At 63.2% G+C, this 14,177-nt stretch carries 9 protein-coding genes; 4 read left to right on the top strand and 5 right to left on the bottom strand.

The annotated features are described in order from the left end of the window. Nucleotides 1–122 precede the first annotated feature (122 nt). The 4 genes from ABIB24_RS08415 (at nucleotide 123) to ABIB24_RS08400 (ending at nucleotide 5,974) form a co-directional block, all read left to right on the top strand. Nucleotides 123–1,082: a hypothetical protein gene (locus ABIB24_RS08415; RefSeq protein WP_274079489.1), complete on the top strand. Its 960-nt coding sequence runs from the start codon at nucleotides 123–125 to the stop codon at nucleotides 1,080–1,082. After that, nucleotides 1,079–4,255, top strand: a complete 3,177-nt coding sequence (locus tag ABIB24_RS08410) for a T6SS effector BTH_I2691 family protein (protein ID WP_354316309.1) — start codon at nucleotides 1,079–1,081, stop codon at nucleotides 4,253–4,255. Before ABIB24_RS08415 ends, ABIB24_RS08410 begins: the two co-directional genes overlap by 4 nt. A 91-nt stretch (nucleotides 4,256–4,346) precedes the next feature. Beyond that, nucleotides 4,347–5,018 (top strand): DUF6708 domain-containing protein, encoded by a 672-nt coding sequence (locus ABIB24_RS08405; RefSeq protein WP_256220402.1) that lies wholly within the window; start codon nucleotides 4,347–4,349, stop codon nucleotides 5,016–5,018. 401 nt (nucleotides 5,019–5,419) lie between these two features. Further along, entirely contained in the window at nucleotides 5,420–5,974 is a 555-nt protein-coding gene (locus ABIB24_RS08400) for a DUF6708 domain-containing protein (RefSeq protein WP_274078351.1), read from the top strand. A 372-nt stretch (nucleotides 5,975–6,346) separates the two neighbouring features. On the opposite strand, the gene ABIB24_RS08395 is transcribed toward ABIB24_RS08400, so the two are convergent. The 5 genes from ABIB24_RS08395 to kdpA all read right to left on the bottom strand — a co-directional run bounded on the left by ABIB24_RS08395 (nucleotide 6,347) and on the right by kdpA (nucleotide 14,176). After that, complete coding sequence (locus ABIB24_RS08395; RefSeq protein WP_025339949.1) at nucleotides 6,347–7,042, bottom strand: response regulator; 696 nt, start codon at nucleotides 7,040–7,042, stop codon at nucleotides 6,347–6,349. Next, on the bottom strand, nucleotides 7,039–9,693 hold the full coding sequence (locus tag ABIB24_RS08390) for a DUF4118 domain-containing protein (protein WP_354316308.1): 2,655 nt from the start codon (nucleotides 9,691–9,693) through the stop codon (nucleotides 7,039–7,041). The genes ABIB24_RS08395 and ABIB24_RS08390 overlap by 4 nt, the downstream gene beginning before the upstream one ends. A 162-nt stretch (nucleotides 9,694–9,855) precedes the next feature. Continuing rightward, nucleotides 9,856–10,407, bottom strand: coding sequence for a potassium-transporting ATPase subunit KdpC (gene kdpC, locus ABIB24_RS08385; RefSeq protein ID WP_354316307.1), 552 nt, complete (start codon nucleotides 10,405–10,407; stop codon nucleotides 9,856–9,858). Nucleotides 10,408–10,417: 10 nt separating this feature from the next. Next, nucleotides 10,418–12,472 carry a potassium-transporting ATPase subunit KdpB gene (gene kdpB, locus ABIB24_RS08380; protein WP_274078353.1) on the bottom strand — a complete coding sequence of 685 codons (2,055 nt, stop codon included), beginning with the start codon at nucleotides 12,470–12,472 and terminating at the stop codon, nucleotides 10,418–10,420. Between the two features lie 9 nt (nucleotides 12,473–12,481). Then, nucleotides 12,482–14,176 (bottom strand): potassium-transporting ATPase subunit KdpA, encoded by a 1,695-nt coding sequence (gene kdpA, locus ABIB24_RS08375; RefSeq protein ID WP_354316306.1) that lies wholly within the window; start codon nucleotides 14,174–14,176, stop codon nucleotides 12,482–12,484. Nucleotide 14,177 lies beyond the last annotated feature (1 nt).

The following is a 14,177-nucleotide window of genomic DNA, read 5'->3' as shown; positions in this document are numbered from 1 at the left end:
GCAATACGACTGCCTCGTCCGAAAGCGAAAAATCCTACAACTGGTTAGGAAGCCAATAACTACCTGCGGCATTGATTCCCCGTTAGGTTTCTGCTCGCCATCAAGAAGAAAAGGAACTTCTCATGTCGAGCCAGTCCGCGCAGGGCTACGTGCAGTCGGTCGATCACTTCGCCAACCAGCAGCGCCAACCAGAAGAGGCCCTCTACCTTTTACTGGACCCATTCGCCGGCTGCCCGCCTGAGCACCCGCTGGCCATCGCTGCCCTCAGCGAAGCGCTGGGTAGTGATGCCGTAACGCGCGTCGACTGCAGCGGGCTGGTGCAGGATCCTGAGTGCTGGCCAGCTCTGGTGCGGCTCGCCAAACCCGGCGATGCGCCCACAGCCCTTGCCCCATTAAGCGCGACCTGCGCCGCTCGTGAATCGGCAGCTACCTGGCACTACGTGTGTGGCTGGCTGATCAGCGATCAACCCGCCGACCTCATCGCCCAGCACATCAGCCAGCAGTGTCAGGTGCTGCGTCAACCAGAACCGCACGGTATCACCGGCTGGTTCGAACCCGTGCGGCTGGCGCTGCTGCGCGCGACTCTGAAAAACGCAGGCGAAGTCCTCGGGCCTGTTCGCAGCTGGCTACATCCCGATGGTTGTGGCAGTTGCGAGGTATTCGAGCGAGAACCCATGGCTGGCGAACTGGCCGTCCCCGAGGCCGTAAGGGCGACCCAGCACGTCGCACCACAGATCATTCAACTGCTCGGCGCCTGGCATCGCCTGAGTGCCGTGCAGCATCCCCATGCACCCTGGCACTTCGCAGGTTCCTCAGGCTTGCCGGAAAACGCCCCCACCCATGCCATGAACCTGATCCTCAAGGCGTTCAAGCAGGGCCTGCGCGACCGCGCCGATATCCAGTGCATGAGCCTGCACATGCTCATGATCCACCCACTGCTCCTTCAGCACCCGACCATCCAGCACGAGGTGGAAAAGGCAGCGGCCGGCGAGCAACGCCTGGCGGACCGCTTCGCCAGCTACGACGACTGCACCTGGTCGCACATCGTCGCCGGCCTGCCGAAGGCAAGGAGTTACTCATGAGCATCAGCAAAGCCATCCACATCGCCATGCAGGAAGAGATCCCCAACACCTACGGCACCTGTAATGCCTGCGAACGCTCCGGCCTGCCAATTCTGCTGCTGCGCGAGGCCTACGCCCCGCGCCCGGATACAGGGCGCCCCTATCGCCTGGCAGACGATAGCGAAATCATCTTCCACCCGATGCACACCGACCAGTTGCGCCTCCTGCGCCAGGGTTATGTCTACGTACTGCTCGACCAGGAAATCTGGCAGGCCTACGAGGTAGCGGCGGAAGGTACCTTGCAGCGCTTTCCGGTATCGCAGATGCCCTTCGGGCCACCCAGGTCGTTACCCAAGGCATGCGCCACCGAAGGCCACGATGTAATCGCCTCGTTCATCAACATCGATACCCTGCTCTACCGCAAGGCCTGGATCGCCTTCGCCAACGACCCCTGGCCCCGTGCGGTACTCGACCGCTATCGGCAAGGCATCGCCGACAGTGACCCGGGCACCCTCGCCCGCTTCGTCGAGGTGGACCTGAACACCGCACGCAACGACCCTGCCAGCCTCGGCATCGCCATGACCGACAGCTTCCGCTTCGGCCTGGAACAGGTGCTGGAGTTTTCCACCTTTTCCTCTGCCAGGTTTACCAGCGTTCATGGCTTTTACAGCCGCCTGGGCCGCTGGCATGAAACCCGCACGCATGTGCGCAATGTCATCCAGCAGGAACAACTGCCCAATGGCCTGCTGGCGCTGACGCTGCCCGACCCGGTCGGCATGGTCATGGAGCTCAACGCGCAACGCACTGGCTGGGTGCAGGCCCTGCAGGAATGGCGGGCGCAGCCGCAGCGGCACTTCGAATACTTCACCTCGCAAGCACTACTGGGCATCCGCGAATTGCACGCTGCCATGGCGGCCGTGCAGGGTGCCGAGGACGCGCAGCGGGAAGCCCGGCAGGTCGAGCAATGGAACGACAGCCCGATCGCGGCCAAGGCTTATCTGCCGCCGATGGACATCGACGCGCAGACCGAACGCAACACCGCGCGCAAGCAGCAGGACGCCCGCGAGCGGCTGGAAGAGCGTTACGACGAAAGCGCCCGCGCCGCGTTCCAGGCCGATTACGACCGCGAACTGAAAAACTGGCAGTCGATGATCGACCAGGTTGGCGATCTGTATGCGCGGCACTATGCCAAGCGGGCGTTTCAGCAGATCGGCTACTACGACTATGACGCGACCTCCCCTGTTTCGGTGGAGTACTTCATCCAGATGATGGCCGCCTGCCTGGCCGGCGGGCCCACTGAAACCCTGCCGCAGGAGGGTCAGCCGCTCGGGATCACCCAGCATATCTGGCAGCAGCTGCTGGAAGACGACCGCAGCCTGCTTTACCAGGCACTACTGGCCAAGAACCAGAAGCTGATGCAGCAGGTGGCCAGCGCGCTGTCCGGGGACGACTTCGGCAAGGTGTACGACATCATCAAGGGCATCGCCGGTACCGCCGATGGCCAGTTGCTGATGATCAAGCCGATACAGGATGCCGTTGGCCAGTTGCTGGCCGCGACCAACAGCGCCGGGAATGCGCTCAGCCAGCACCTGAGTGAACGGACCAAGACCCTGATCGGCCATGTGCATCGCTCGGCGTTTGCCCTGTTTGCGGGGCAGCAGGTAACGCCGCTGCGGGTGTCGCTGACAGTGGGCGAATACATGAGCCTGCTCAATGAAGCCCTGGAGGCGCGGACCGATGCGTTTCTGCAGCAGGTAGACAAGCAGTTCCGTGACCCACTGGGCCGCAAGGTGCGGGCCATGGTGCTGAGTGGCGCGATCAATATTGCGGCAGCGGGTAACCGTAGCCAGATGATCGAGGTGATGCTCTGGACGTTGGAAAGCGCCGAGAGTTTGCAGGCGCGGTTGGTGCAGTTGCGCGAGGGTGCAGCCGGCGGCGTCGGGGCGCTGGTACGCAATGTTGCGATTGGTGCGGGTACGCTGCGTGCGCAGGTTTCCGATGGTTTGAAAATCAGCTCGATAGCCGCACAAAACATGGCGAGTGATGCTATGCGCAGCATGCGGGATGCGGCGACTAGTACCGGAAGTGTAGGCCTGCTCCTTACCTTGGGCAGTATATGGTTTCAGCAGGACAGCCTGGGCAAGAACTATCGAGCGCTGCATGAAACAAATACAAACAACCCGGAGGTGCTCGCAACAATCTGGTCATCATCGCTTGGGGTACTTGGGGCAAGTGTTGAAACAGCAGGTTTCACCATAGCGCTGGTACGTCCCAATCCAGAATGGCCTGGAACAATCACCAATTCATCGTTGGCAAGCAAATTAGCCAGGTATGGTGGTGCCATCACAGCTATGGCAGGCCTCATGGATGGAGCCCAGTATGCCTTTGCAACTTTCCGCACAATTGAAAATGGCGACAATACGGCCTCATCAAAATATCGTATTGCCAGCGCAACAGCGTTTCTATCGACACTTTCTGGAGTAGCTGTGGCATTCGGAAAAGCCGCTCTGCTCGGCCCCCTTGGCATTACGATAGTGCTAGTACTGGCCACATACACATTAGCCACAATAGCAAAACGGAAAGAGTCAACGCCTACGGAGCTATGGTCAAGGCGCTGTAGATGGGGCATTCCAACAGCGCAACGTGCGTGGTCCGAAGCCGAGCATCTTGACGCTGCGATTGGAGCTCTCAATGCCGCAACTCTTGGTGTCCAGGCAGATGCTAGAGTCAACCTTAGCTTGGCATCGAATGTTCATCTTGATACTGCCGCTCCGGAAGGAACGATCATTAGCGATGGTCACGCGGTACCTGCAGTTTTCATGCTCGACTTCCACTTTACCTTACCAAACTATCAAACCAACCGATCTTACTACCGCTGGGAATTACATCTTTATCAATCCGGGTTACACGAAAACACAATAATCCTCTCAGGCGAGAGCGCACCAAACTCCGCACTAACGATCACACAACCCAGCAATGTAAATATTTTTCCACTTGACAATGGCAAACGACACCTGAGCAAATTCGACAGCGAACGAGGAGTATTTACCACCCAATATTCCTTACCGCTGCATGACAACCACCACATTCGCGACATCAAATTCATCTTAGATTATCGCCCGAATAAAAATGACGATACAGGTAATGCACGCCTGGAGATCAAAGAAAATAAAATAAAAATCAAGGACCTCTGACAATATGAATCGCCCACTATTAAATCCACCTAGCCCACGCTGGATAAAGGACCTACCCACACCTTGTGAGTCGCCTACTGTAGAACCCCTCATGAAAAAACAAGCACCGAATCATCAGTGTGCAATCTACTTAGAGATCGCCCGACAAAGCACTACACCGCGATGTGCAAGCTCAATACTTACCGTGATACTATGCATTCCACTCACGCTCAATATTTATTTAATGCTCTCCTCACTCGACATCAAAAATCCAGAATCCATAATATATTCGACCCTTGAGCTCATGCTGATAACCTGGGGAGTTGCCACAGGAATTCTTATTGATACTACGCCACCACTCGACGAACCTATCAGATTCAACCGCCTCCGCCAAAAAATCTACGCCTACAACTTTATGCGCCAGTGGTGGAATCCTTTCGACATGGGCAAAATCGCAGCCGTGAGTTACGACTGGTCGCAAGTCCGAGCTGAATTGTGGGCACAAACCAGAAGTGGGCTCATTGTCAGATGGGGCGTCATGCTTTCAATCGTCGCACCGGGCACGAACAATGTTATCGATCGTTTCCACCTGAGTATGATGGGTACCGATGAGCTTACGTGGGCCTATATCTGCACCTACATGCAAGAAGGCCCCTCGGCACTACCCCCGCCCGGCACACCTAAAGACCATGACGATATTCTCTGGTGTGAGTTCGCCCTGCGCTTGGCCCCCCGAGTAGCGTGGCCAACGGAAATGGATCTGGAGTCGAGAACCGCCCCCTGAGGTTGGAACAGAGGGAAAGTGAAACAGTCATCAGTGATAGCAGTACGGTGGCCGTAGGCTTTCTACTGAACGCTTATCAATGGAAGCTGGACTTGCCTTGTTTATTGGCCTGGTCCTGATTACAAGTCAGCTCGAGCACAGATAACAATGACAGAGAACAACATCAGATCTTTGGAGCACCTCAATTGGCCTCCCCATTACTAGTCCCTCCTTGCGCTGGCTGGAAGGAGGATCTGCCTGGCCCAGCCACTCCTCCAGCCGTTGACAGGAATTTGGGCAGGCAGATACCAAACCATCAAGATACGATTTACCTTGAAGTGCCTCGGTCTCCTATTTCACCTAGAGGTATCCTCTCGGCACTCTCCGTACCTGCGGCCATATTTACGCTGCAGGTTCCTCACATGATCTTCAAAAGCTGGAGTATTGGCAGCATAGAGCTAGTCATCATTGGAATTCTTGTACTGCTCCTTGGCGTCTGGTGTACATTTTTTGGATACCAAGTTGATATATGCCCCCCTCGCGACCTACCCATCAGGTTCAACCGTGCACGCCAGAAAATCTACGCCTACAACTTCAAACGCCAATGGTGGAACCCCTTCGACAAAGGCAAGGTCGTGCCGGTCAGTTACGACTGGTCCCAAGTCCGCGCCGAGCGCTGGTCACAAACCGGCGCCCTGCCAAACGGTGGGGTCATTTTCAAATGGGGTGTCATGTTGCCCATCGTCGCGCCGGGCACGAACAACGTCATCGACCGTTTTCACCTGAGTACGATGGGTGCCGACCAGCATGCCTGGGCCTACATCTGCACCTACATGCAGGAAGGCCCCTCAGCCCTGCCACCACCCGGCCCCCCCAAGGATCACAACGATGTGCTCTGGTGTGAGTTCGCCCTGCGCCTGGCACCCCGAGTAGCGTGGCCAGCGGAAATGGATCTGGAGTCGAGAACCGCCCCCTGAGCTTACTGTCTTGCGCTGCTTGCTCTGGCCCCATCGCCGGCATGCCAGCTCTCATAGAACTGCACATGACTCATTGAATTAGCAGGGACTCTGTGGGAGCGGCTTCAGCCGCGAACACCGGCGCAGCCGGTGCCATGCACCGCGTTGGATTCTTCGCGGCTAAAGCCGCTCCCACAGGGTACGCGGGCCGCTTGCGAATTCAGTTTTCTACGCGACAGCGCAGCCCAAAGGGCTGGGCAATCTCTCTTGGACTGCACATGACTCATTGAATTAGCAGGGACCCTGTGGGAGCGGGCATGCCCGCGAACACCGGCGCAGCCGGTGCCATGCATCGCGCTGGATTCTTCGCGGGCACGCCCGCTCCCTCAGGGGTTACATGGTCGGCGCCACCAACCTGTATCCCACCCCTGGCTCGGTGATGATGAACCGCGGTGCCGTGGGGTCATCGCCCAGCTTCTGCCGCAGATGCCCGACCACGATCCGCAGGTAATGGGTGTCATCCACATGGGTAGGCCCCCAGATATCCTTGAGCAGTTGCTGCTGGGTAATCACCCGCCCCGGGTGCCCGGCCAGCTGCGCCAGCAGCGCATACTCCTTGCGGGTCAGCGCCACTTCCACGCCATCCAGGGTCACCCGGCGAAAGGCAAAGTCCACCATCAACGGCCCAAAACTGGCCGCCACTTCCGAGCCACCGGCCTGCGGCACCTGGCGCAGCAAGGCGCGCACCCGCGCCAGAAACTCCTGGATGCCGAACGGCTTGGTCACATAGTCATTGGCGCCACCATCCAGCGCATCGACCTTCTGCACTTCACTGGCGCGCACCGACAACACCAGCACCGGCACCGCGCTCCATTCGCGCAAGTCACGCAGTACCTGCTGGCCGTCCATGTCCGGAAGGCCCAGGTCAAGCACCACCAGGTCCGGCTTGCCCAAGGCCGCCTGGGCCAGCCCTTCCGTGCCGGTGGCGGCCTCGAGCACCTTGTAGCCTTGCGAGGCCAGGCTGATACGCAGGAACTTGCGGATCTGCGGTTCATCGTCGATGACCAGAAGGGTGGCGGACTGACTCATGGGGTTTCGCTTTCGGTTTCAGGTTGAGGAGGCAGCGGCAAGCATAAAGTGATGCTGGTGCCCTGGCCATCGATGCCTTCACCCACCAGGATTTGCCCGCCATGGGCGCCGATCATGCCCTGGCAGATCGCCAGGCCCAGGCCGGTGCCCTGCCCGCCGCGGTCGCCGCGAGCGGCGGTGTAGAACATGTCGAAGATCTTCTCGCGGTCTTCCACGGGAATGCCGGGGCCCTGGTCGCTGACGGCAAAGCATAACCGGGCGTCCTGCACCGACACCTGCAGCTCCAGCCGGCCATTGGCTGGCGAGAAGCGCGCGGCGTTTTCCAGCACGTTGACCAGGGCCTGCTCGATCAACGCCGCATGCACGAACAGCAACGGCAGCTCGGCCGGCACATCAGTGTGTACCCGCAGCGGCGCCAGCATCGCGCGAAGGCGGTTGAGCGCGCTGCCGACGATGTCGGCCGGGGCCACCCAGTCGCGGGCCAGCTTGAGGCCGCCGTGGCCCAGGCGGGTCATGTCGAGCAGGTTCTGGATGTAGCGGTCGAGGCGTTCGGCCTCGTTGCGGGTACCCTCCAGCAGTTCGCGGCGGTCGGCGGTGGGGATCGCCTCGCCCAGCGCCAGCAGGCTGTCGATGCTGCCGCGCATGGCGGTCAGCGGGGTGCGCAAATCATGGGAAACGGACGCGAGCAAGGCGCTGCGCAGCTGCTCGGTTTCACCATGCAGGCGCGCGGCCTCCAGCTGTTCGGCCAGGCGCGCGCGGGCCAGGGCCTGGGCCAGTGGCTGACCAAGGGCGGTGAGCAGGCGCCGGCGCGGGTCGCTGAGCGGCTGGCCGGAACGTGGGCGCACCCCGAGCAATGCCAGGGGCTGTTCATCCACCGCCAGCGGCCACCACCACCAGCGGCCATTGGGCAGGGTGTCGCTGCCATGACCGGCGGCCTGGCCGTGCTGCCAGGCCCATTCTGCGGCGGCGCGTTCGTTATCGCTGAAGGCATGAGCTTCGCCGCTGGCCACCTGCAACTGGCCTTCGACATTGCGCTCCAGCAGGCACACCTGCATGTCCTGCCAACCGTCCAGGTGCTGGCCGGCGGCGTTGAACACCGCCTGGCGGTCGGTGGCCACGGTCAGCCGGCGCGACAGGTCGAGCAACTGGCTGGTCTGCGCCTGGGTCTCGCGCAGCGCCTGCAACTGGCGGCGCTGACGGGCAGCCAGGTTGCCGGTGAGTGCTGCCATCAACAGGAAGAACACCAGGGTCAGCACGTCCTCTTCGCGCTGGATCCTGAACGACAGGTTGGGCGGGATGAACAGGAAGTCGTAGGTCAGGAACGACAGCACCGCGCAGGCCAGCGCAGGCCCCAGGCTGCTGCGCACCGCCACCAGCAACACCGCGGCCAAAAACACCAGCGAGATGTTGGGCAGGGCCAGCACGCTCGACACCGCCCAGGCCAGGCCCGCGGCCATGACCGTTGCCAGCAGCGCCAGCAGGTAATGGCGCCAGACCCACACCCGCCGCACCGCCGAACGCGGCGCTTGCGGCTGCGCGTCGCGGTCCAGCACGTTGATTTCCAGGCCGTGGCTTTCGCGCAGCAGCCGCGCGGCCACACCGGCACCGAACAGGCGCCGGCGCAGGCGGTCGCGGGACTGCCCGACCAGCACCAGGCTGGCCCGCCGTTCGGCGGCATGCTGGATCAGCGTGCGCACCACTTCGCCGGCACGCAGCAGTACCACCTCCCCGCCCAGGCGTTCGGCCAGTTGCTGGGCAGCTTGCAGACGCTGGCGTGCGGTTTCGTCGCGCAGGCGGCCGTTGTCCACGTGCACCAGGCTCCAGGGCAGGTGGCGGCGTTGCGCCACGCGGCTGGCATGGCGCACCAAACGTTCCGCCTGGTCGTCGCCATCCACGCCCACCAGCAAGCGCCCACGCAGGGCCGGGGCTTCCTGGCCGCGTTGGCGATAACCGTGGGCCAGGTCGGCATCCACCTGGGCAGCGGCGGTCTGCATGGCCAGTTCGCGCAGGGCGGTAAGGTTGGTTTGCGAGAAGAACGCATCGATGGCGGCCCGCGCCTGCTCGGGCACGTACACCTTGCCTTCGCGCAGGCGTTCGAGCAGCTCACGGGGTGGCAGGTCGATCAGCACCAGCTCGAAGGCTTCCTGCAGTACCCAGTCCGGCAGGGTTTCGCGCACTTGCACGCCGGTAATGTCGCGGACCTTGTCGTTGAGGCTTTCCAGGTGCTGGACGTTGACCGTGGTGTACACATCGATGCCGGCGGCCAGCAGTTCCTGTACGTCCTGCCAGCGTTTGGCGTGGCGGCTGCCGGGCGCATTGGTGTGGGCCAGTTCGTCGACCAGTACCAGGGCCGGCGCGGCCTTGAGCAAGCCGTCGAGGTCCATTTCCTCGAGGGTGACGCCGCGGTACTGGCTGCGCAGCAGGGGCTGCTGCTGAAGGCCAGCGAGCAATACCTCGGTTTCGGCACGGCCATGGGTTTCGACCACCCCGGCCAGCACCTGCACGCCCTGGCGTTGCTGGGCGTGGGCGGCCTGGAGCATGGCGAAGGTCTTGCCGACGCCCGGGGCGGCGCCAAGGAACACCTTCAACCGCCCCCGGCCGCTTCGCGGGAGGGTAGCCAACAGCGCGTCTGCGCGGGCGGAGTCACTCATCTTTCATCCTTTGGTGTGGCGGCGTCCTGCAGCCTCTTTTGGGCCTGCTTTGCAGGCCTTCGCGGGCTTGCCCGCTCCCACAGGGTGATCGCAATACTCGGAAGCTGCGCTGTACCTGTGGGAGCGGGCAAGCCCGCGAAGGGCCGCAAAGCGGCCCCGATATCAGTGGCCCAGATGCTCAAGTGCCTGGTTCAAGGCCAGCACATTGACCACCGGCGGGCCGATCAATGGGTGGAGGGTGGCCTCTTCCAGCAAGCCTTGCAAGCGCTCCACCGGCAACTGCCGTGCCGCCGCCACCCGCGGGATCTGGTAGGCCACGGCCTCCGGCGGCAGGTGCGGGTCGAGGCCGCTGCCCGAGGTGGTGAGCAGCGCCTGGGGCACCGGCCCCTGCTGCGCCTGGTACAACGCAGCCGCATCGCCCTTGACCCGCTCGGCCAGCGCCGGGTTGCTCGGCGACAGGTTGCTGGCGCTGCTGGCCACGGTGGCGTATGCGCCTGCCGATGGCCGCGCGTGGAACCAGCCATCGCCCTGGAAATCCTGGGCAATCAGCGCCGAACCGCGCACCTGGCCCCAGTCATCGCGTACCAGGCTGCCATTGGCCTGGCTGGGGAAAGCCACCTGGGCAATACCGGTCACCGCCAGCGGATACATCGCGCCGGTCACCAGGGTCATCAACAGGGCCAGGCTCAATGCCGGGCGTACATAAGCATTCATGGTGGCCTCCTCAGACCAGGTGCAGGGCATTGAGCAGCAGGTCGATCAGCTTGATCCCGGCAAACGGCACGACAATGCCGCCCAACCCGTAGATCAGCAGGTTGCGCCGCAGCAGGTGCGCCGCACTGGCCGCCTGCACCCGCACGCCGCGCAGCGCCAGCGGGATCAGCACGATGATGATCAGCGCGTTGAACACGATGGCCGACAGAATCGCACTCTGCGGGCTGGCCAGGTGCATCAGGTTGAGCACGCCCAGCTGCGGGTAGATGGCAGCGAACAGCGCCGGCAGGATGGCGAAGTACTTGGCCACATCGTTGGCGATGGAGAAGGTGGTCAACGCGCCGCGGGTCACCAGCAGCTCCTTGCCGACCTGCACCACATCCAGCAACTTGGTCGGGTCGCTGTCCAGGTCGACCATGTTGGCCGCCTCGCGCGCGGCCTGGGTGCCGTCGTTCATGGCCATGCCCACGTCCGCCTGGGCCAGGGCCGGGGCGTCGTTGGCGCCGTCGCCGCACATGGCCACCAGGCGGCCGTCGTTCTGCTCCTGGCGGATGCGCGCCAGCTTCTTCTCTGGCGTGGCCTCGGCCAGCACGTCATCCACGCCGGCCTCGGCAGCGATGGCAGCAGCGGTCAGCGGGTTGTCGCCGGTCACCATCACCGTGCGGATGCCCAGCTTGCGCAGCTCGGCAAAGCGCTCGCGGATGCCGGGCTTGACCACGTCCTTGAGGTGGATCACGCCGAGCAGGCGCTTGTCGATGCACACCAGTAACGGTGTGCCGCCGCTCTGGGCAATGCGCTCCACTTCACGGGCCAGCGCCAGGGGCATTTCCAGGCGTTGCATGCCAACGAATGCCAGCACGGCGTCGACGGCGCCCTTGCGGTAGCGGTGCTGCTGCAAGTCGATACCCGACAGGCGCGTCTCGGCGCTGAACGCCACCGCCTCGAACTGCCCGGCGGCCGGTTCGACGAAGTCATGCAACTGGCGCAGGTACTCGACGATCGACTTGCCCTCGGCGGTGTCGTCCGCCAGCGAGGCCAGCAAGGCGCCCTCCCCCAGCTCGCGGGCGGTGATGCCCGGTGCCGCGTGCAGCGCACTGCAGCGGCGGTTGCCGAAGGTAATGGTGCCAGTCTTGTCGAGCATCAGCGTATGCACGTCACCGGCCGCCTCCACCGCCCGGCCCGAGCGGGCGATGACGTTCAGCCGCACCAGCCGGTCCATGCCGGCAATGCCGATGGCCGACAGCAGGCCGCCAATGGTGGTGGGGATCAGCGTTACCAGCAATGCGGCGAGAAAGATCAGCGGCAGGCTGCCACCGACAAAGTGGGCGAACGGCTGCAGGGTCACCACCACGATCAGGAAGATCAGGGTCAGGCCGATCAGCAGGATGTCGAGGGCGATCTCGTTCGGGGTCTTCTGCCGCTTGGCGCCTTCGACCAGGGCAATCATGCGGTCGAGGGTCGATTCGCCCGGGTTGCTGGTGATGCGGATCAACAACCAGTCGGAGACCAGCCGGGTATTGCCGGTCACCGCCGAGCGGTCGCCGCCGGACTCGCGGATCACCGGCGCGGACTCGCCGGTAATGGCGGCCTCGTTGACCGCAGCGATACCTTCGAGCACCTCGCCGTCACCGGGGATCATTTCGCCGGCCACCACGCGCACCACATCGTCCTTGCGCAGCGCGCTGGCCGCGACGGTCTCGTAGCTGCCATCGCGCTTGCGACGCTGGGCGGTCAGGCCCTGGCTACCGGCCTTGAGGCTGTCGGCGCGGGCCTTGCCACGGCCTTCGGCAAGGGCCTCGGCGAAGTTGGCGAACAGCACGGTGAACCACAGCCACAGGGCGATCTGCACGGCAACGCCGGTGCTCACGCCACTGCCGGGGGCGAAGCACAAGACGGTGGTCAGCACAGCGGTCAGGGCGACTACCAGCATCACCGGCGAGCGCTTGAGCTGGCGCGGGTCGAGCTTGACGAATGCCTGCACCAGCGCCGGGCGCCACAACGCGGCGAAGCGGGTCTGGTCCTTGGCACTATGCCGAGTTTGTACTTCAGGAATGGGCATGTTCATGGTCGGTCCTCAAAAACCCAGGCTCAAGTGTTCGGCGATCGGCCCAAGGGCCAGGGTCGGCAGGAAGGTCAGGCCACCGACCAGCAGGATGGTGACCAGCAGCAGGCCGGTGAACAGCGGGCCATGGGTGGGGAAGCTGTTCAGCCCCTGGGGCGCGCTTTTCTTCGCCGCCAGGCAGCCGGCCAGCGCCAGCACCGGCAGGATGTAGCCGAAGCGGCCGACAAGCATGGCCAGGCCGATCATCAGGTTGTGGAACACCGTGTTGGCACCGAAGCCGGCAAAGGCCGAGCCGTTGTTGGCCGTGCCCGAGGTGTAGGCGTACAGCAGTTGGCTGAAGCCATGCGCACCCGGGTTGCTGACCGCACCCGCCGGGCCCGGCAGGCTGGCGGCGATGGCGCCGAGCACCAGCACGCCGACCGGCATCACCAGCAGGGTCGCCACCAGCAACTGCACCTCGCGGGCCTGCAGCTTCTTGCCCAGGTATTCCGGGGTGCGGCCGATCATCAGCCCGGCCAGGAACACCGCGATCAGCACGAACAGCAGCATGCCGTACAGCCCTGCACCGACGCCGCCAAAGATCACCTCACCGACCATCATGTTGACCATCGCCACCATGCCGGTCAGCGGGTTGAGGCTATCGTGCATGGCATTGACCGAACCGTTGGAGGCAGAGGTGGTAGTCACTGTCCACAGCACCGAACCGGTGGTGCCGAAGCGGCTTTCCTTGCCCTCCATGGGGGCGCTTTGCTGTACCTGCGCGCCCTCGAGGGCCGGGTTGGGCTGGTACTCGGACCACAACGCCGTGCTGCCCCCGATCAGGAACAGGGCAAGCATGCAGGCGAGGATGGCGCGGCTCTGGCGCAGGTCCTTCACGTAGTGACCAAAGGTGAACACCAGCGCCACCGGAATGAGGATGATCGAAGTCACCTCGAACAGGTTGCTCCAGGCCGTGGGGTTCTCGAACGGGTGCGCCGAGTTGACCCCGAAGAAGCCACCGCCGTTGGTACCCAGCTGCTTGATGGCGATCTGGCTGGCGGCCGGGCCCAGCGGGATGGTCTGCTCGGTGCCTTGCAGGGTGACCGCGTGGGCGTAGTCGGCCAAGGTTTGCGGTACGCCCTGCCATACCAGCAGCAACGCCAGCAGCAGGCACAGCGGCAGCAGGCCGTAGAGGGTGGCGCGGGTAATGTCGACCCAGAAGTTGCCCAGCGTCGTGGCGCTGCGCCGGGCGATGCCGCGGCACAGGGCGACCAGCACGGCCAGGCCGGTGGCGGCGCTGACGAAGTTCTGCACGGTCAGGCCGAGCATCTGGCTCAGGTAGCTGACCGACGCCTCACCGCTGTAGGTCTGCCAGTTGGTGTTAGTGACGAAGCTGACCGCGGTATTGAACGCCAGCGACCATTCCTGGCCGGGCAGATGCTGCGGGTTGAATGGCAGGTAGCCCTGCAACAGCAGCACGGCGAACAGCAGCAGGAACCCGGCCAGGTTGAAGGCCAGCAGGGCCAGGGTGTACTGCTGCCAGTTCTGTTCCTGGTCGGCGCGCACGCCCGCCAGCCGGTAGCAGGTTTGCTCGACCGGGCCCAGCAGGGGCGACAGCCAGGTGCGCTGGCCTTCCATGACCTTGAAGTAGAACCGCCCGAGCCAGGGTGCCGGCAGCAGCACGATGGCGAAAAATGCCAACAGCAAGGCGAAGTCGTAACTGTGCATG

Source organism: Pseudomonas sp. UYEF17 (assembly GCF_040546125.1).
GTDB lineage: Bacteria > Pseudomonadota > Gammaproteobacteria > Pseudomonadales > Pseudomonadaceae > Aquipseudomonas > Aquipseudomonas putida_Z.
The sequence above is the reverse complement of the archived record's forward strand: the minus strand, read 5'-3'. Positions and strand labels throughout refer to the sequence as shown.